General features: G+C 70.8%; 17 protein-coding genes and 1 riboswitch. Of the genes, 11 read left to right on the plus strand and 6 right to left on the minus strand.

What is annotated here, in order from left to right:
• Positions 1-119 precede the first annotated feature (119 nt).
• Together ABD808_RS23705 and ABD808_RS23710 are read left to right on the plus strand one after the other, a co-directional pair.
• The gene (locus ABD808_RS23705; RefSeq protein WP_344900310.1) at positions 120-296 is read left to right on the plus strand and encodes a hypothetical protein; all 177 of its coding nucleotides are present in this window, start codon (positions 120-122) and stop codon (positions 294-296) included.
• 22 nt (positions 297-318) lie between these two features.
• Positions 319-404, plus strand: a riboswitch (ZMP/ZTP riboswitch).
• Between the two features lie 24 nt (positions 405-428).
• Positions 429-1,274 (plus strand): bifunctional methylenetetrahydrofolate dehydrogenase/methenyltetrahydrofolate cyclohydrolase, encoded by an 846-nt coding sequence (locus ABD808_RS23710; protein WP_344900312.1) that lies wholly within the window; start codon positions 429-431, stop codon positions 1,272-1,274.
• Between the two features lie 212 nt (positions 1,275-1,486).
• Here the strand turns inward: ABD808_RS23710 and ABD808_RS23715 are convergent, their stop codons facing one another.
• The gene (locus tag ABD808_RS23715) at positions 1,487-2,206 is read right to left on the minus strand and encodes an FHA domain-containing protein (RefSeq protein ID WP_344900314.1); all 720 of its coding nucleotides are present in this window, start codon (positions 2,204-2,206) and stop codon (positions 1,487-1,489) included.
• Between the two features lie 190 nt (positions 2,207-2,396).
• On the opposite strand from ABD808_RS23715, the gene ABD808_RS23720 reads away from it, so the two are divergent.
• From ABD808_RS23720 to pip, 4 genes are all read left to right on the plus strand, one after another.
• Positions 2,397-2,840 carry a DUF3017 domain-containing protein gene (locus ABD808_RS23720; protein WP_344900316.1) on the plus strand — a complete coding sequence of 148 codons (444 nt, stop codon included), beginning with the start codon at positions 2,397-2,399 and terminating at the stop codon, positions 2,838-2,840.
• An 88-nt stretch (positions 2,841-2,928) separates the two neighbouring features.
• Entirely contained in the window at positions 2,929-4,143 is a 1,215-nt protein-coding gene (locus tag ABD808_RS23725; RefSeq protein ID WP_344900318.1) for an NADP-dependent isocitrate dehydrogenase, read from the plus strand.
• 204 nt (positions 4,144-4,347) lie between these two features.
• On the plus strand, positions 4,348-5,337 hold the full coding sequence (locus ABD808_RS23730) for a malate dehydrogenase (protein WP_344900320.1): 990 nt from the start codon (positions 4,348-4,350) through the stop codon (positions 5,335-5,337).
• Positions 5,338-5,433: 96 nt separating this feature from the next.
• Complete coding sequence (pip, locus tag ABD808_RS23735; protein ID WP_344900322.1) at positions 5,434-6,396, plus strand: prolyl aminopeptidase; 963 nt, start codon at positions 5,434-5,436, stop codon at positions 6,394-6,396.
• Positions 6,397-6,419: 23 nt separating this feature from the next.
• On the opposite strand, the gene ABD808_RS23740 is transcribed toward pip, so the two are convergent.
• From ABD808_RS23740 to ABD808_RS23750, 3 genes are all read right to left on the minus strand, one after another.
• On the minus strand, positions 6,420-7,058 hold the full coding sequence (locus tag ABD808_RS23740; RefSeq protein ID WP_344900324.1) for a DUF805 domain-containing protein: 639 nt from the start codon (positions 7,056-7,058) through the stop codon (positions 6,420-6,422).
• 133 nt (positions 7,059-7,191) lie between these two features.
• Positions 7,192-8,235 (minus strand): hypothetical protein, encoded by a 1,044-nt coding sequence (locus ABD808_RS23745; protein ID WP_344900326.1) that lies wholly within the window; start codon positions 8,233-8,235, stop codon positions 7,192-7,194.
• Complete coding sequence (locus ABD808_RS23750; RefSeq protein WP_344900328.1) at positions 8,235-8,813, minus strand: RNA polymerase sigma factor; 579 nt, start codon at positions 8,811-8,813, stop codon at positions 8,235-8,237. The genes ABD808_RS23745 and ABD808_RS23750 overlap by 1 nt, the downstream gene beginning before the upstream one ends.
• A 203-nt stretch (positions 8,814-9,016) precedes the next feature.
• Here ABD808_RS23750 and ABD808_RS23755 point away from each other — a divergent pair, with 203 nt between their 5' ends.
• Positions 9,017-10,783 (plus strand): HSP90 family protein, encoded by a 1,767-nt coding sequence (locus ABD808_RS23755; RefSeq protein ID WP_344900330.1) that lies wholly within the window; start codon positions 9,017-9,019, stop codon positions 10,781-10,783.
• On the plus strand, positions 10,780-13,434 hold the full coding sequence (locus ABD808_RS23760; RefSeq protein WP_344900332.1) for a hypothetical protein: 2,655 nt from the start codon (positions 10,780-10,782) through the stop codon (positions 13,432-13,434). The genes ABD808_RS23755 and ABD808_RS23760 overlap by 4 nt, the downstream gene beginning before the upstream one ends.
• Here the strand turns inward: ABD808_RS23760 and galK are convergent.
• Entirely contained in the window at positions 13,412-14,572 is a 1,161-nt protein-coding gene (galK, locus tag ABD808_RS23765) for a galactokinase (RefSeq protein WP_344900496.1), read from the minus strand. The two genes, ABD808_RS23760 and galK, sit on opposite strands and share 23 nt — an antisense overlap.
• Positions 14,572-15,525: a UDP-glucose 4-epimerase GalE gene (galE, locus tag ABD808_RS23770; RefSeq protein WP_344900334.1), complete on the minus strand. Its 954-nt coding sequence runs from the start codon at positions 15,523-15,525 to the stop codon at positions 14,572-14,574. The genes galK and galE overlap by 1 nt, the downstream gene beginning before the upstream one ends.
• Before the next feature lie 82 nt (positions 15,526-15,607).
• Between galE and ABD808_RS23775 the strand changes: the two genes are divergently transcribed.
• The 3 genes from ABD808_RS23775 to ABD808_RS23785 are packed head-to-tail and all read left to right on the plus strand — an operon-like array spanning position 15,608 to position 18,263.
• Positions 15,608-16,627: a hemolysin family protein gene (locus tag ABD808_RS23775; RefSeq protein ID WP_344900336.1), complete on the plus strand. Its 1,020-nt coding sequence runs from the start codon at positions 15,608-15,610 to the stop codon at positions 16,625-16,627.
• Between the two features lie 18 nt (positions 16,628-16,645).
• Positions 16,646-17,716 (plus strand): tryptophan--tRNA ligase, encoded by a 1,071-nt coding sequence (trpS, locus tag ABD808_RS23780; RefSeq protein WP_344900498.1) that lies wholly within the window; start codon positions 16,646-16,648, stop codon positions 17,714-17,716.
• Positions 17,706-18,263, plus strand: a complete 558-nt coding sequence (locus tag ABD808_RS23785) for a 2'-5' RNA ligase family protein (protein ID WP_344900338.1) — start codon at positions 17,706-17,708, stop codon at positions 18,261-18,263. The genes trpS and ABD808_RS23785 overlap by 11 nt, the downstream gene beginning before the upstream one ends.
• The last annotated feature ends 9 nt before the right edge of the window (positions 18,264-18,272 follow it).

Consider the following 18,272-nt stretch of genomic DNA (forward strand, 5'->3'; position numbering starts at 1 on the left):
GTGTGGGGCGGGGTGAGTGACCGGGGCGCGGTGGGACGGTTCACCTTCCTCGACGGGTAGCCTCTGCCTGGCCGCGCCCCCCTGGTGACCTGGCGCGGGTGACCCCCTGTGGAGGCGCGGTGAACGAGTTCCTGTCGCTCATGCTGGTCGCGGTGTACCGGACGGACGCGCTGCTGATGGAGTCCCGGCAGCTCATCGGGCTCGTCGCGGCCGTCCTCGCGGCGATGCTGGCCGCGCAGGTCGGCTGGCACGGCACGGACCGGATCCTCACCTGGCGGGGCCGCTCCGAGGACTGACCGCCCGCCCGGTCAGTAGCATGGGGTGTCACGCGACTGGCGCGGTCAAGGTGGATCACCACCGGGGAGCGAACGACAGTCCGTACACCGCGCGCCTGGGTGGACGGGACCGGCAGCCCCGTGGAGGAACGCATGACCGCACAGATTCTGGACGGCAAGGCCACCGCCGCCGAGATCCGCTCGAACCTCAAGGGCCGTGTCGAGGCGCTGCGCGACCGTGGCGTGTCGGTCGGGCTCGGCACCGTCCTCGTCGGCGACGACCCCGGCAGCCACTCCTACGTCAACATGAAGCACCGCGACTGCGCCGAGGTCGGCATCGAGAGCATCCGCCGCGACCTGCCCGCCACCGCGTCGCAGGACGACGTCGAACGCGCCGTCGCCGAACTGAACGCCGACCCCGCGTGTACGGGGTACCTCGTCCAGCTGCCGCTGCCGAAGGGCCTGGACGAGCAGCGCGTGCTTGAGCTCATCGACCCGGCCAAGGACGTGGACGGCCTCCAGCCCACCAACCTCGGACGGCTCGTCCTCATGCAGCCGGGCCCGCTGCCCTGCACGCCGAAGGGCATCATCGAGCTGCTGCGCCGCTTCGACGTCCCGATCGAGGGCGCCGACGTCACAGTCGTCGGCCGTGGCATCACCGTCGGCCGTTCCCTCGGCCTGCTGCTGACCCGCCGCACCGAGAACGCGACCGTCACCCTCTGCCACACCGCGACCCGCGACCTGGCCGCGCACACCCGCAACGCCGACATCGTCGTGGCCGCCGCCGGGGTCCCCGGGCTGATCACCGCCGACATGGTGAAGCCGGGCGCCGCCGTCCTGGACGTCGGCGTCTCCCGCGTGGACGGCAAGCTCGCCGGTGACGTCGCCGACGACGTCCGCGACGTCGCGGGCTGGGTCGCGCCGAACCCGGGCGGCGTCGGCCCGATGACCCGCGCGATGCTCCTCGCCAACGTCGTGGAAGCCGCCGAACAGGCCTGACGCCGGGCACGGCGTCTGAGTCCGGCACGGCGTCTGAGTCCGGCACGGCGTCTGAGTCCGGCACAGCGAAGGCCGCCACCAGCACCCAGGTGGCGGCCTTCACCGACACTCCCGCCGGACGGAGACCGCGCCGTCACTTGCGCGGCCCCGTCCGGACCGGTTCTGCGATCGCCCTCACGCTCACGCGCTGCCCGGAGGGCGATCGCGGGCTTTCAGCTGGCCCTTCGCCCCGCCGCGCTCGGGGCACGGGTGGGCGCGCCGACGTGGCCGTGGGCCGCACCCGCCCTTCGGGCCTCGGGCCGGACCCCGGGCACCCGTCCGTCCATGGGCGGGCGGCCCTGCGGGACGTGCACCGGCGGCAGCGGCCGGACGAGGCCCATGGCGATGACCTCGTTGGCGAGCCGCGTACGCCGGTTGGCGCCCTCGGGGATCCGGAACTTCTGGTAGAGGCGCAGCAGATGCTGCTTGACGGCCGCCTCCGTCACCACCAGTTCCCCGGCGATGTCGCGCGCCGTGGCCGGGGCCACGAACGCCTCGTCGGACAGGGCGGGACGGCAGAGCGAGGTCAGCACGTCGACCTCGCGTCGGGTGAGCTCGGGCGCGACGGCACGCCGCAGTTCGACGTCCGGGTCGACCTCCTCACGGGGGATTCCCCCCATCCGGCAGCGCGCCGTGCCGAAGCTCACGACGTCACCGTCCTCCAGGACTCGGCGGGCGATCGGGCGTCCGTTGACACGGGTCCCGTTGCGGGACAGGCCCATGTCCACGACGTAGATGTACGGTCCGCGCCGGACGATCTCCGCGTGCAGACGGGACACACTCGTGTCGTCGAGGCGGACATCGACTCCTCTCCCTCTCCCGACCGTCGTAACGTCGGGGCGCAGCGGCATCACCAGCCCGCTGTCCTCGATCCGCATGAACGGCCCCTCCACGGCAGTCCTCCCAGCTAGTTAGCGACCCCTGTCTGCCGGGTTACCCGGGCGCCTACCCGTCACACCCTCCTACTGGCGAGTAGGTCCGATGCCGCAGGGGATTCCGGCCTCTCCGGCATCACTGGTGTCCCGTCCGTCCCACGGTGGGACGATGTCGTGCCCGGAACGGATTCCGGATACCGTGAGGGCCATGAGCACCCAGGTGCGTCGGCGCAGGCGCAGGGCGCCGCGCCGCAGGGCCGCCGCGCCGCACTGGCTGGCGCAGCTTCCGTACCTGCTCGTGCTCAGCGGCGTCGGCGCCGGGCTCACGCTGTGCGCCTTCAACTACTTCCGCAAGGGCTCGGGCCTGATGGCCGCCGCGCTGCTGCTCGGCGCGCTCGCCCGGCTCCTGCTGCCGGAATCGCAGCTCGGGCCGCTCGCCGTCCGCAGCCGCTCCATCGACTGCTGGACGCTCGTGATCCTCGGCGAGATGGTCGCGTTCGTCTCGCTGAGCGTCCCGCCGATGAACAAACCGGGCCTCGCCCTCGCGGGCGCCTTCGGCGTGCTGATCCTGTTGGCGCTGGTGGCGCGCGGTACGCGGCTGCTGGTCACCGGCCGCCGGGACGGTGACCCGCCCGGCCCAGGGCAGGTCTAGACCTCACGGGGCCCTCGGCTAGCCTAGCCAGTTGAGCCTTACAAGGTGTCTTTCAGCTCGCCAGGTGTAGGAAAGGGACAGCACCAGCATGCCCAAGATCAAAGTAGCGGGCCCGGTCGTCGAGCTCGACGGCGACGAAATGACGCGGATCATCTGGAAATTCATCAAGGACCAGTTGATCCTGCCCTACCTCGATGTCGACCTGAAGTACTACGACCTGGGCATCGAGCACCGCGACGCCACGGACGACCAGGTCACCGTCGACGCCGCCAAGGCCATCCAGGAGCACGGCGTCGGCGTGAAGTGCGCCACCATCACCCCCGACGAGGCGCGCGTCGAGGAGTTCGGCCTGAAGAAGATGTGGCGCTCCCCGAACGGGACGATCCGCAACATCCTCGGCGGCGTGATCTTCCGTGAGCCGATCATCGCGTCCAACATCCCCCGGTTGGTCCCCGGTTGGACGAAGCCGATCATCATCGGCCGCCACGCCCACGGCGACCAGTACAAGGCCACCGATTTCGTCGTTCCCGGCCCGGGCAAGGTGACGATCACCTACACGCCCGCCAACGGTGACGAGCCGATGGAGTTCGAGATCGCCGACTTCCCCGGCGGCGGCGTCGCGATGGGCATGTACAACTACGACGACTCGATCCGTGACTTCGCCCGGACGAGCATGCGGTACGCGCTCAACCGCGAGATGCCGCTGTACATGTCGACGAAGAACACGATCCTCAAGGCGTACGACGGCCGGTTCAAGGACCTCTTCCAGGAGATCTACGAGACCGAGTTCAAGGCCGAGTTCGAGTCCAGGGGCCTCACCTACGAGCACCGCCTCATCGACGACATGGTCGCCGCCGCGCTCAAGTGGGAGGGCGGGTTCGTCTGGGCCGCCAAGAACTACGACGGCGACGTCCAGTCCGACACCCTCGCGCAGGGCTTCGGCTCCCTCGGGCTCATGACGTCCGTCCTGATGACGCCTGACGGCAAGACCGTCGAGGCCGAGGCGGCGCACGGCACGGTCACCCGCCACTACCGCCAGCACCAGCAGGGCAAGCCGACGTCGACGAACCCGATCGCGTCCATCTTCGCCTGGACCCGTGGCCTCGACCACCGCGGCAAGCTCGACTCCCAGCCCGAGGTCGTGAACTTCGCCCGCCAGCTGGAGCAGGTGTGCGTCGAGACCGTCGAGTCCGGCCAGATGACCAAGGACCTGGCGCTGCTCGTCGGCGACTCGACGCCGTACCTCACCACCCAGGGTTTCCTGGAGGCCCTCGACACCAACCTCCAGAAGAAGGTCGGCTAGCCGCCCTCCACGGATTGAAGGCCGCCCCGGGATCGTCCGGGGCGGCCTCAATCTTTGTTCGAGCCATGCCGGGTGGCGTACCTGCCGCGTGGCGGGTAGGGGGCGCGCGATAGCCTGAACCCGGAATATCTCGATAGCGAGAGAACCCGCGCGGCGGCGGGCTGGCGGGCTCAGGACACATCAGCAGGAGAGAAGAAGAAGGCAATGACGCGCACCCCAGTCACCGTTACCGTCACCGGCGCCGCGGGCCAGATCGGCTACGCGCTCCTGTTCCGCATCGCGTCCGGTCAGCTCCTCGGCGCGGACGTCCCCGTACGCCTGCGACTGCTGGAGATTCCACAGGCCGTGAAGGCCGCCGAGGGCACCGCGATGGAACTGGACGACGGCGCGTTCCCGCTGGTGTCCGGCATCGACATCCTCGACGACGCGACCAGGGCGTTCGACGGAACGAACATCGCGCTGCTCGTCGGCGCCCGTCCCCGCACGAAGGGCATGGAGCGCGGCGACCTGCTGGAGGCCAACGGCGGCATCTTCAAGCCGCAGGGCGAGGCCATCAACGCGGGCGCGGCGGACGACGTGAAGGTCCTGGTCGTCGGCAACCCCGCCAACACCAACGCCCTCATCGCCCAACAGCACGCGCCCGACGTCCCGGCCGACCGCTTCACCGCGATGACGCGCCTCGACCACAACCGCGCCCTCGCCCAACTCTCCAAGAAGTCGGGCGTCCCGGTCGCGGACCTGCGCAAGGTGACGATCTGGGGCAACCACTCCGCCACCCAGTACCCGGACATCTTCCACGCGGAGGTCTCCGGCAAGAACGCCGCCGAGACGGTCAACGACCAGGACTGGCTGGAGAACGACTTCATCCCCACGGTCGCCAAGCGCGGCGCCGCCATCATCGAGGCACGCGGCGCCTCCTCCGCGGCCTCGGCGGCCTCCGCCGCGATCGACCACGTGAACCTCTGGGTGAACGGCACCGCCCCCGACGACTGGACGTCCATGGCCGTCGTCTCGGACGGCTCCTACGACGTCCCCGAGGGCCTCATCTCGTCCTTCCCGGTCACCACGAAGAACGGCAAGTGGGAAATCGTCCAGGGCCTGGAAATCAACGACTTCTCCCGCACCCGAATCAACGCCTCCGTCACGGAACTCTCCGAGGAGCGCGAGGCCGTTCGCAAACTCGGCCTGATCTGACCGACCCCCAGGACGAGCCCCGGCCCCAAGGCCCGGGGCTCGTCCTATTTCCACACCCCCAACCACCCGCGGCCAGCATCGAAGAATGGAGGACGAGTGGGGCGCCTCTATCCGGAGACAGAACCGTATGACCACGGCATGCTCGACGTCGGTGACGGCCATCTCATCTATTGGGAGACCTGCGGTAACCCGCATGGGAAACCCGCGGTCGTCCTGCACGGCGGGCCGGGATCGGGATGCACGCCGGGCTGGCGCCGGTACTTTGATCCCGACCTCTATCGGATCGTACTGTTCGACCAACGCGGCTGCGGTCGCAGCACGCCACACGCCGCCGACCCGGCCGTCCACCTGACGACCAACACCACGCACCATCTCCTGGCCGACATCGAACGCCTACGCCGCCACCTGCACATAGATCGCTGGCTGATCTTCGGGGGCTCCTGGGGTTCCACCCTCGGCCTGGCCTACGCCCAAGCCCATCCCGAACACGTCTCGCAGATCGTGCTGTTCAGCGTCGTCACCACCACCCGCCGCGAGATCGAGTGGGTCACCCGTGACATGGGGCGAATCTTCCCGGCCGAATGGGCGCGCTTCCGCGACGGCGTCCCCGAACCCGACCGCTACGGCAACCTGGCGGACGCCTACAGCCGGCTTCTCGAGAATCCCGACCCGACCGTCCGGGAAAAGGCCGCTCTCGACTGGTGCACATGGGAGGACACCCACGTCGCCACCGACCCGGACCACAAACCTTCCCCCCGCTACCAAGACCCCACCTTCCGGCTGGTCTTCGCCCGCCTCGTCACCCACTACTGGCGCCACGCCGCCTGGCTCGACGAGGGAATCCTTGTCCGCGAAGCCACCGAGCTCGCCGGAATCCCCGGCGAACTGATCCACGGAAGGCTCGACATCAGCGGCCCACCCGACATCGCCTGGAAACTCGCCCAAGCCTGGCCCGACGCGAGACTCACCCTCATCGACCGAGCCGGACACGGCGCAGGCCACACCGACATGACCCACGCACTCATCACCGCCACCAACCACTTCGCCACCCCCAGCTGAGCAGCAGGCCGACGTCGGGAGATTCACTTGTCCAGGCTTACTCCGCCGAACGAGTCGGGGGGCGGATACGACTCGTCCAGCACTGCCATGATTTCCTCGACGCCCTGCCAGTAGAGGAGGTCATGGAGGCATTGGCGGAAGGCCTGTTCGCCCATGATCTGACGCTGCTCGGCCAGCCGGGCCAAGCCGCCCCGGATGTCCTTCCCGGCTTCCTTGCCGAACACCACGCCGAGAGCGGTGGAGCCGGTGGCGAGATACACCTGGCCCGTGATGCGGTAAACCCGTGCGCGCTCTTGGTAAAGCTTGCACAATCCTCCGGGATCGCTCGGGACACCGTATCTGTTCGGTCCAAAAGTGCCGGGAAGGCAGTAGAAGACGAGCATGGTGATGGTGCCGAAAAGTGGCACGAAGTGGAAGAGCATCCAGGCTGCCGAGTGGTCGCTGTCGTGCAGCCTCCGCGCCGCGAGGCTCAGGAGCGGCAGGATGAGAAGCATGGGCAACAGCGCCAGTAATGACGCTTGTGGAAACAATGCGATAAAGAAGAAGGCAACCGGGGAGAGATAGGCGAACAACACGAACCACCAGAACTCCGAGCGTGCGGCGCGGCCGTGCCAGTTGAACGTTTGGCGGAACCCCTGCCTGATCGCCGTCTGCATGTTCATCCGCTGCCTCCGTCTCTTGTTTCGGCGAATATCGTAGAGACGTCGGACGGGGACCCCTCCCGTGGTCGACAAGTCCGCCATGCATGAAGGGCCGCCCGGTGTCCGGGCGGCACTTCATGGTCGTGGCGGTGGGTCAGAATTTGCCGGTCGCGATGTCGGCGATTTTCACCCGGGTGTTGTGGTAGTAGATGGTGACGGACTTCATGTCAGAGCCGCCGCTGAACATTGAGATCGGCTGGCCGGTGCGGGCGTCGATGACCAGCTTCTCGACGCTGTCGGCTCCAATCGTCCAGCGGTCGGTCAGGGTGAGCGTGGGACGACCGGCCGTGGTGGTCTTGGCGACCTTGACATTCGGCATCGTCGCCAGGATGCGGAGCGCACCGGCGCGGACCTGCGGGTCACCCGGCGCGGCGACCAGCGCGTCGGCGGTGTTCATCCAGATGCGGTTGTCGATGATCTCCTTCTTCTCGGCAGGAGTCTTCGGCTTCGGCGACACGTACTTCTTGCCTGCGGCCTTGGCCTTCTCCTTCAGAATCCGGACGTCGTCCGGGGTCAGGGTGCCGTCCTCCGGCGGTGAACCAGGGAGGAGGTGGGCGACGGACATCCGTGCGCGTGCGGTGTCCATGTCGCCCTTCAAGGCGTAGCGCGCGATCGCGATGTTGCGCTTGTAGTGGTCGTCACCGCCGCGCTTCTCGGCGACGGCCTTGCGCAGGCTGCTCTTCTCGACGCCCCAGTAATAGGTGCCGCTGTCGGTGCGCAGGTCGATGCCCCAGTCGGTGATCTGGTCGCTGGTCCGCGACTTGTTGCGGACGGTCAGCGTCGCGTTGCCCTTCGCGTCGGGCTTCAGGGGCGAGATGTCCGCCACCAGTTGGGTCAGGATCGGGTTCGCCGTGGCCGTGACCGTCACCGTTCCCGGCTGTGCGGAGGTCCCGCCGGACGGTGCGATGGACGTGACGGCCAGCGCCGTCGCGGCGGACGCGGCGACCAGGGCGACGGCGCCGATGCCCACCTTGCGGCGGGCGCCCCACCTGGCCTGGCGGCCGCGCACGGTCCTCGGCTCCGGGACGGCTTGCGTGGCCATCGCCGCGCGCAATGCTCCCCTGGCCTCCTCGTAGGCGTGCGGCCGCACCGGTTCGGTGTCGCGCAGGTTCGTCAGCAGGTCCATCTCATCCGTCATCACTTGGCCTCTTTCATCATGGTGTGGTCGGTGAGCAGTGCGGCCATGCCGGAGGCGCTCCGTAGTGCCGTGCGCGCCTCGTGCAGTAGGCGGCGTGCCGTGCCCGGGGGTATGCCGATGGCTCGTCCCGCGTCGGCGACGGTCAGGTCCTCCCAGGCGATGAGGGTCACGATTTCTCGCTGCTGTGGTTTGAGCTGGGCCAGAGCGCGCCGCAGGACGGGCTCGGCCGCGACGCGGTCGTCCACGGTGGTCCACGGGTCCCAGCTGGGCGCGAGGTCGGTCACGTCGGCGAGCGGCTGCTCGGCGCGGCCGGATCGCCAGTGCCGCCGGAGCGTGTTGTGCGCCACGCCGAACAGCCACGGCCGGGCGTCGGGGAACGAGCGATCGTAGGTCGCCCGGGACGTGAGGGCCGCCACCCACACCTCGCCGAGCAGGTCCTCGGCCTGGTCTCGGCCGACCCGCCGGGCGAGGTAGGCCCCCACCGCCACCTCGTGGCGCAGGACCACGTCGACGAAGGCGTCCGCGTCGCCGTCGAGCGACCTGGCGATCAACTCAGCGTCATCCGGATCAGATGTCATGACCCTCCTCGTGTCTGGATCGCCTTACACCCGGCAATTGCCATGGAGGGGGTCAAAGCGTTCGGCGCTGGTCAGGGTCCCGTCGCTCGCGGCGCGTCCACCGGTCGTTCAGACCGTACTGATTACGCGGGCAAAAGGGCCGAAGGCGTCTGTATCGGTCGCTAGGGTGTGATCGCCCATGAAGTGATCGGGGAGGCGTTGTCGTGGCGGAGCAGGCGTTCCAGGTTGATCTACGCGGTGTGGTCGACCTGCTCAGTCGACATCTTTACGCGAGTCCGCGCGTTTACCTGCGAGAACTGTTGCAGAACGCGGTGGACGCGATCACCGCGCGGGGTGCGGGCGGACGGGTCGAGATCGAGACCGGCGGCGGGGTGCTGCGCGTCCACGACGACGGCGTCGGGCTCACCGAGGGCGAGGTGCACACCCTGCTGGCGACGATCGGACGGTCGTCCAAGCGGGACGAGCTGGGCTTCGCCCGCCACGACTTCCTCGGTCAGTTCGGCATCGGCCTGCTGTCGGCGTTCCTCGTCGCGGACGAGATCGAGGTCGTGACCCGGTCCGCGAAGGGCGGCGACGCGGTCCGCTGGACGGGACGTTCCGAAGGCAGCTACAAGGTCGAGCGGGGCGAACGCGACGAACCGGGCACGACGGTCAGCCTGCGGGCGCGGCCCGGGGCGGGGGAGCTGCTGAGCCCCGCCGTCGTGGCCGACCTCGCACGCACGTACGGGTCGCTGCTCCCCGTCGAGCTGATCGTGGACGGGGTGCCGATCACGGGCGACGGCCCGCCATGGCAGGCGTCCCATCCGGATCCGGCGCGACGCCGCCGGGCGCTTGAGCAGTACTGCGAGCGGCTTTACGGGTTCGCGCCATTCGACGTCATTGATCTGGACGTGCCCGAAGCCGGGCTCACAGGCGTGGCATTTGTGCTGCCGCAGGCAGTGTCGCCCACTGCGCGTGCCTCACACCGTGTGTATTTGAAGCGAATGCTTTTGGCCGAAGGTGTGGAGGGACTTCTTCCCGAGTGGGCGTTCTTCGCGCGGTGTGTCGTGGACGCGGGAGAACTGCGCCCGACCGCCAGCCGTGAGGCCCTTTACGAAGACGAACTGCTCGACTCCGCGCGGCAGGGGCTTGGCGACGTCCTCCGGCAGTGGCTGGTGAAGCTGTCGGAGACCGATCCGGTGCGGCTCCGTGCTTTCCTGCGGTTGCACCAACTCGGCGTGAAGGCGATGGCACTACACGACGACGACATGCTGCGGATCGTCGACCGGTGGCTGGAGTACGAGACGTCGGCCGGGCCCATGACGCTGGGCGAGTTCCGCCGCCGCCACCCGGACGGGCGGTTCACCGCGAGCGTGGACGAGTTCCGGCGACTGTCGGCGGTGGCCGGCGCGCAGGGCGTCGGGCTCGTCAACGGCGGCTACGTCCACGACACCGAGATCATCGAGCGGCTGCCGGACCTTGATCCCGACTTCCGGCTGGCGCGGCTGGACGCGGCGGAGCTGACCACCACGTTCGGCGTCGTCGACCCGGGCGCCGAACTGGCGCTGCGGCCGTTCCTGGCGGCGGCGCAGCGGGCGGTGGAGCGGCTGGGGTGCGAGGTCGTGGTCCGCGAGTTCGATCCGGTCTCCTTGCCCGCCCTGTATCTGACCGGCCGGGACGCGCAGTTCCGCGAGGAACTGACCCGGGCGCGCGAAGAAGCGGACGGACTGTGGGCCGATGTTCTCGGCGCCGTCAACGCCACCGTCGGTACCGAACGGCCACAGCTGGTTCTGAACCACCGTAATCCGCTGGCCAGGCGTGTCATGTCGCTCGGCGACGGCGGGCCCGTGGAAGTGGCCGTCCAGGCGCTCTACGGGCAGGCGCTTCTGCTCGGTCATCATCCGCTCCGGCCCGCCGACACGGCCGTTCTGAACCGTTCTTTCATCGGCCTGCTGGAGTGGGCCGTCCATTCCCCGGAGGCTCCCCAATGAGTACGGACGACGTTTATGAGTTGATGACCCGTTCGCAGGAGCTGCCCTACGGCGAGGCGAAGACCGTCCTGATCGAGGACGCGCTGCGGCGGGCCGAGGCGGCGGGCGACGAGGTCCTGGCGTTCCACGTGCGGGTCAGGCTCACGGACGCCTACCGGTACGGCGGCGAGCCCGTGAAGGCGTTCGCGACGTTCAGCCGGACGCTGACCGACCACGACCGCGACCCCGGCCGGTTCGGCGAGACGCGCGGGCTGCTCTGGCAGATGAAGGCGATCGTCAGCTCCCTCACCCTGTTCCCGGAGATCCCGCTCGACCGGGCCTACGCGGTGCTGGACGACATGGAGCGCCGCTACAGGGCGGGCGGCCACAGCCTCCAGGCGGTGTACCACTACCGGAACGTGGTGGCCCGGCACGTCGGCGACGGCTCGGCCGACGACTGGTACGCGAAGTGGCGCGCGGCCGAACGCGACGACCTGTCCGACTGCGAGGGCTGCGACCCGACCGGCATGGCCCGCCATCTGGTCGAGTCGGGCCGGTACGAGGAGGCCTTCGAGATCGCCGCGCCGGTGCTGAACGCGACCCTGACGTGCAACGAGCAGCCGCAGTCGATCCAGACCGCGATGCTGCCGGTGTACCTGCGGACGGGCCGCGCCGAGCAGGCCGCCGACGCGCACCGCCGCGCGTACCGGGTGCACCGGGCGCGGCTCGCCGACCTCAGCGACATCTCCGAGCACCTGGCGTTCTGCGCGGCCACCGGCAACGAGGTGCGCGGGCTGGAGATCGTCCAGCGGCATCTGGGCTGGCTGGACCGGGCGCCGAGCGTGCACGCGGAGATGGAGTTCTGCGCGGCGGCCGCGCTGGTCCTGGAGCGGCTCGCGACGGCCGGGCACGGCGCGCTCGCGGTCCGGCGGCCCGCCGCCGACGACCGTCCGGCCGCGGACGTGCCGGTGCCCGAACTGCACGCCGAACTGGCCGCGCGCGCGACGGAGCTGGCGGCCCTGTTCGACGCCCGCAACGGCACGTCCCACCAGGGCGACCTGGTGCGGGAGCTGCTCGCGGCCGAGCAGGTCGTGGAGTTCGTGCCGCTGGCCGCGCACCACCGCCGTCCGGCCGCCGCGCCGACGCCGCCCGCCGAGGACCTCGCGGAGGACGATCTCGACGCGCTCCTGGACATCGCCGACGACCGCCGCACCGACCGGAGCGTGTTCCGCGCGCAGGCCGCGTGGCGGCGGTTCGACGTCCTCGCCGAGAAGGCGGAGCCGACGCCGCTCCAGCGGGCCCGCCGCCTGGACGGGCAGGGCGTCGAACACGCCCTCGACGAGGACCCGGAGAAGGCCGTCGCGTGCTGGGAGGAGGCGGCGGGGCAGTTCGCGGAGCTGGGCGACGAGGTCCGGAGGCAGCGGGTGCTGAGCCGTCTCGGCACGATGCGCGCGCGGCTGGGCGACGAGCGGGGGCTGGACGAGGTCGCCGAGGCCGTCGCTTACTTCGAGGGCGACCCCGGCACGGAGGGCGACGCCACCGGCGCGCTGATCCGGCTCGCCACGGTGCACGCCGAGCAGGACCGTCCCGCCGAGGCCCTCGCGGCACTGGACCGGGTCGACGCCGCCGACGCGCCCGTCCGGGCCGGGGAGGTCGCGTTCCGGCGCGGGCAGGCGCTGCTGATGCTCGGCCGGACCGACGACGGGATCGCGGAGCTGCACCGGTCCGTGGAGGTCGTGCGCGCGACCGGGGAGCCGGAGGAGATCGCCGCGCCAGCGCTGCTGCTCGGCCGGGTCCTCGCCCGGCGCGACGACGGCCCCGACGAGGCCGCGCTGCCGCTGCTCGACGAGGTGGTCGCCGCGCTGCGGGACCCGTCGCCGCTGCTGGCGGCCGCGCACTCCGAGCGGGGGCTGGCGCTGCTCGCCCTGGACCGTCCCGCCGACGCCGCCGCCGACCTGGTCGAGGCCGTCGCGGGCTGGACGGCGGAGGGCCTGTTCGACCAGGCCGTCCACCTGCGCGTCGACCTGGCCTCCGCCTACATGAGCACCGGCCGCCACCTGGAGGCCGCCGAGGCCGCCGAGGAGGCGCTGCCGGCGCTGACCGACCCGGAGGAGATCCACGCGCAGCGGCGGTGCCGACTGATCCTCGCGCACGCCCAGAAGGAGTTGCGGGAGCCGGACGCCGCCACGACGTTCACGGGCCTCGCCGAGGACGCCGCGAACGACGGGCAGCACGACGCGGTCGCGCACTTCCTGAACGAGGCGGGCGACGTCCTGTCGAACCTGGACCTGGACGCCCAGGCCGCCGAACGGTTCGCCGAGGCCGCCGCCGCGTACGAGAAGGCCGGCGACCCGTACGGCGTCGTCCGCACCCGCCGCCGCCACGCGATGTGCCTGTCGTGGAGCGGCGAGGCGGAACGGGCCGTCCCCGCCATGGACGCGGCCCGCGACGCACTGGCGGCCCTGCCGCCGGACAACGAGCCCGCCCGCGTCTGGGAGACCGCCCTCGTCGCCTACGACCAGGCCCGTGTCTTCGCCCAGATGGGACGGCTCCAGGAGGCGGCCGGGCAGGCGACCGCCGCCGTGGACGGGTTCACGACCCTCGACGAGACCTCGCCCGCGGAGGAGGCCGCCCGGCTCCGCGACGAGATCACGGCTGCCATGGAACAGTGACGCGGCGCGCGCCGCCGGACGGGACGGCGTCGTGGAACCCGGGCTCCGCCCAGCCACGCCCCGCGTAGGCGGCGGTGACCGCGTCCCGAACCCGGCCGACCCGGTCGGCGGCGACCAGGAGGATCACCGATCCGCCGAAGCCGCCGCCGACCATCCGTCCGCCGCGCGCACCCGCTCGCAACGCGGCGTCGACCGCCGCGTCCGCCTCGGGCCAGGACACCGCGAACTGGTCGCGCAACGACAGATGCGAGGCGTTCAGCAGCGCGCCGAGTTCAGCGACGGCCCCCGCCCGCAGTAGCCCGACCACGGCTTCCACCCGATGGTTCTCGGTCACGACATGCTGGACACGACGACGTAGCACCGGGTCGCGCAGCGTCGCCAGCGCGCCCGGCAGGTCGGTGATGTCGCGGAGCGCGGCCACGCCGAGCAGCTTCGCGGCCTCCTCGCATTCGGCGCGCCGCGCGGCGTAGTCGCCGTCCGCCAGCGCGTGCGGAGCCCGCGTGTCGACGACCAGCAGCGTCAGCCCCCCGGACGCCGGGTCGAACGGGACCTGCGACGACAACCCGCTACGGCAGTCGAGCATCAGCGCACGCCCCGCCGTGCACAGCAGCGACGCCGACTGGTCCATCGGCCCGCTCGGCATGCCGACATGCTCGTTCTCGGCCCGCTGCGCCAGCCGTGCCAATCCAGGACGGTCGATTTCCACGCCGTGCAGGTCGCACAACGCCAGCGCCGTCGCGCATTCCAACGCCGCCGACGACGCCAGCCCCGCCCCCCGCGGAAGATCGGAGTCGACGAGCAGCGACGCGCCCCCCACCCCGTGCTCGCGCAGCACCCGCGCGACGCCGACCGGATACGCGGCCCAGGCGCGGTCGGACGGCCAGCCCTCCGCGACCACCGGACCACCGTCCACGGGCGCCGTCACGGCCGTGGCGGCCTGTCGCGACCTCACCTCGATGACGCCGTCGTCACGTCGCGCCGCCGCCACCGACACCCCCAGCGGCAACGCGAACGGCAGCACGAGGCCGTCGTTGTAGTCGGTGTGCTCGCCGATCAGGTTGACCCGCCCCGGCGCGTACCAGACGCCGTCCGCCCGCCGCCCGAACGCCTCGGCGAACGCGGCCCCCACCCGGGGGATCACCGCGACCGCAGGAAGGTCCAGGCGTCGTCGATCATCGTGCGCAGGTCGCGCTCCGGCTTCCAGCCCAGCTCAGCCTGGATCTTCTCGGACGAGGCGACCAGCACCGCCGGGTCACCGGCACGGCGCGGCGCCACCTCGGCCGGGATCTCGCGTCCGGTGACCTCGCGGCACACGTCCACGACCTCCTGGACGGACGAGCCCGTCCCGCTGCCCAGGTTGAAGATCTGGTGGGTGCCGGGAGCGCAGGCGTCCAGCGCGAGGAGATGCGCGCGGCCCAGATCGGTCACATGGATGTAGTCGCGGACGCAGGTGCCGTCGGGCGTCGGATAGTCGTCGCCGAACATCCTGACCGCCGCGCCGTCCCCCTGCGCGATCTTCAGCACGTTCGGGATCAGGTGCGTCTCGACGGTGTGCCGCTCGCCGTGCCGCCCGTACGCGCCCGCCACGTTGAAGTACCGCAGCGAAACACCGCCGAGGCCGTGCAGCCGCGCGTACTCGGCGAGCGCCGTGTCGATCGCCAGCTTCGACGCGCCGTACGGGTTCGTCGGACGGGTCGGCGCCGTCTCCAGGATCGGCGTCGACTCCGGCTCCCCGTACGTCGCGGCCGTCGAGGAGAACACGATCCGGGGGACGCCCGCCAGCCGCATCGCGTCCAGCAGCGCCAGCGACTCACCGAGGTTCTTGTCCCAGTACAGGCCCGGCTTCTCGACCGACTCGCCGACGAGCGACTTGGCCGCGAAGTGCAGGACGGCCTCGAAGCCCGCCCCGGCCAGGACGTCCGCCGCCGTGTCCCGCAGCGTGCCGCGCACCAGCCGGGCGCCCTGCGGCACGGCGTCCTCGTGGCCGGTGGACAGGTCGTCCAGCACGACGACCTCGTGCCCCGCCTCCAAGAGCAGAGCGGAGACGACACTGCCGACGTAGCCGGCGCCTCCGGTGACGAGCAGCTTCACGGACAGACCTCCACAAATAGACTCTGTGACGGCGGGGTTCGCTCAAGGCTATCCGCAACCCCGAACGGGGAGGGCTGAACCCATGGACCGGACGCCGTCCCGGCCACCACGGGGGCTGGCGCGCCCGCTGGTGTGGCTGCTGTCGACGTCGACCGACCTCGTCGTGCGGCTGTCCGGCGGCGACCCGCGGGCGCTCCGGGAGGAGCTGACGGCGGAGCGGATGCGGGCGCTCGTGGCCGAGAACACCCAGATCACCGCCGACGAGCGGGCGCTGATCGAGGAGGTGTTCGCGGCGGGGGAGCGGCCGCTGCGGGAGGTGCTCGTCCCCCGCACCGAGGTGGCGTTCCTGGACGCGACCCTCCCGCTCTCCGCCGCCGCCCGCGTCGCCGCCGGCAGCCCCCACTCGCGCTTCCCGGTCTGCCGAGAGTCGCACGACGAGGTGATCGGCTTCGTCCACATCCGCGACCTGCTCGCCCCCGACTCCTCCGAAAAGGACGACCGAATGCTCTGTGGGGGGACGACCCCCCAGGCCCCCCGGAACCGACAGGTGGGCGGTTTGGTGCGTCCGGTGAAATTTCTCCCGTCCTCGAAACGGGTCCTCCCCGCGCTGTCGGAGATGCGTCGCGAGGGCTGTCACCTGGCGATCGTTATGGATGAGTACGGAGGGGTAGCCGGAATCGTCACCCTTGAGGACCTCCTGGAGGAACTGATCGGCGACATCCGCGACGAATATGATGTCCAGGACGCGCAGGCACGGCGCCTGCAAGGCGGTGTGGTCGAGGTGGACGGCCTGCTCAACCTGGACGACTTCGCCGCCGAGACCGGCATCCGGCTCCCCGCCGGGCCCTACGAGACCGTCGCCGGGCACATCATGGCGCTGCTGCGCCGCGTGCCCGCCGAGGGCGACTCGGTGGAGGTGGGCGGGCACCGCCTCGCGGTGGCCAGGATGGACGGTCGCCGGGTGGCGCGCGTGCGCGTCACACCGCGGGCGACGCCGCAGGCCGTCACGGCGGCGCTCACCAGCCCGTCCGCCACCCCGTCCGCCACCCCGCGGGCGGCCACCGGCCCCGCCACCCGCGGCGGAGCGCCGGGCGACACCTGAGAGAATCGGTCTGTGCACATGTCCGAAGCGTCCAGCGAACCAGCGTCCGGAACGAACGGCGCGGTGAAGCCCCGCGTCCTGTCCGGCATCCAGCCCACCGCCGACTCGTTCCACCTCGGCAACTACCTGGGCGCGTTGCGGCAGTGGGTCGCGATGCAGGACACGCACGACGCCTTCTACTGCGTGGTCGACCTGCACGCCATCACCGTCGAACACGACCCCGCGACGCTGCGCCGCCGCACGAAGGTCGCCATCGCCCAGCTCCTCGCCATGGGCGTCGACCCCGACCGCGCCACCCTGTTCGTGCAGAGCCACGTCCCGGAACACACCGAACTGGCCTGGGTGCTCGGCTGCATCACCGGGTTCGGCGAGGCCGGACGCATGACCCAGTTCAAGGACAAGTCGTCCAAGCAGGGGACCGGCGGCACCACCGTCGGCCTGTTCACCTACCCGGTCCTCCAGGCCGCCGACATCCTGCTCTACTCGCCGGAACCCCACGAGGAGCGAGCGCTGCGCGTCCCCGTCGGCGAGGACCAGCGGCAGCACCTCGAACTGACCCGCGACCTCGCCCAGCGGTTCAACCACCGCTTCGGCGACACCTTCGTCCCGCCCGAGGCCCACATCCCCCCGGGTGCCGCGAAGATCACCGACCTCCAGGAGCCGGACGCCAAGATGAGCAAGTCGGCGTCCTCCCCGCAGGGGATCATCGACGTGCTGGAGGAGGCGGGCCCGATGCGCAAGAAGATCATGCGCGCGGTCACCGACCCCGGCTCCGACGTCGTCTACGACGAGGAGAGGAAGGCGGGCGTCACCAACCTGCTGCGCATCTACTCCGCGCTGGAGGGCACGTCCGTCCCCGACCTGGAGACCCGCTACGCGGGCTCCGGCTACGGCCAGTTCAAGAAGGACCTCGCCCAGCTCGTCGTCGACACCTTCACCCCGATCAGGGAGCGCACCCTCAAGCTGCTGGACGACGAGGAGCAGCTCGACCGGGTCCTCGCGCAGGGCGCCGAACGCGCGTCCAGGGTCGCCGCGCGGACCATGGACACCGTGCGCGACCGGGTGGGATTCGTGGGACGTGGTCGCTGACCGTCCACCAGACGACGCCGCGCGCCGGTCCGGGATCCGCGCGATCGGCGTGGCGATCCCGATCCCGGACCCGCACGGCGCCTTCCTCCAGGCCAGGCGCGCCTCGTTCGGCGACCCCATGGCGCACGCCATCCCGACCCACATCACCCTGCTCCCACCGACCGAGGTGGACGGCACCGCGCTCGGCGCCGTCGAGGAGCACCTGCGGGAAATCGCCCGAACCGAGGCCCCGTTCCAGATCAGGTTGCGCGGAAGCGGAACGTTCCGACCGATCTCCCCGGTCGTGTTCGTCGCCCTCGCCGAAGGAATCGGTGGTTGCGAGCGCGTCCAGGCAAGGGTTCTGACAGGCCCCCTGGCCCGCCCGCTTCCGTTCCCGTACCACCCCCACGTCACCATCGCCCACCACCTCCCCGACGACGTCATGGACAAAGCCTTCAAGGAACTGGCGGGCTACACAGCGGACTTCAACGCCTGGGGCTTCTCCCTCTACGAACACGGCCAAGACGGCGTATGGCGCCCCCAACAAAACTTCCTGTTCGCCTGCTAGCCCAGGGGG

Origin of the sequence: Actinomadura meridiana (assembly GCF_039537545.1) — a bacterium.
In the GTDB taxonomy this organism is placed as follows: domain Bacteria; phylum Actinomycetota; class Actinomycetes; order Streptosporangiales; family Streptosporangiaceae; genus Spirillospora; species Spirillospora meridiana.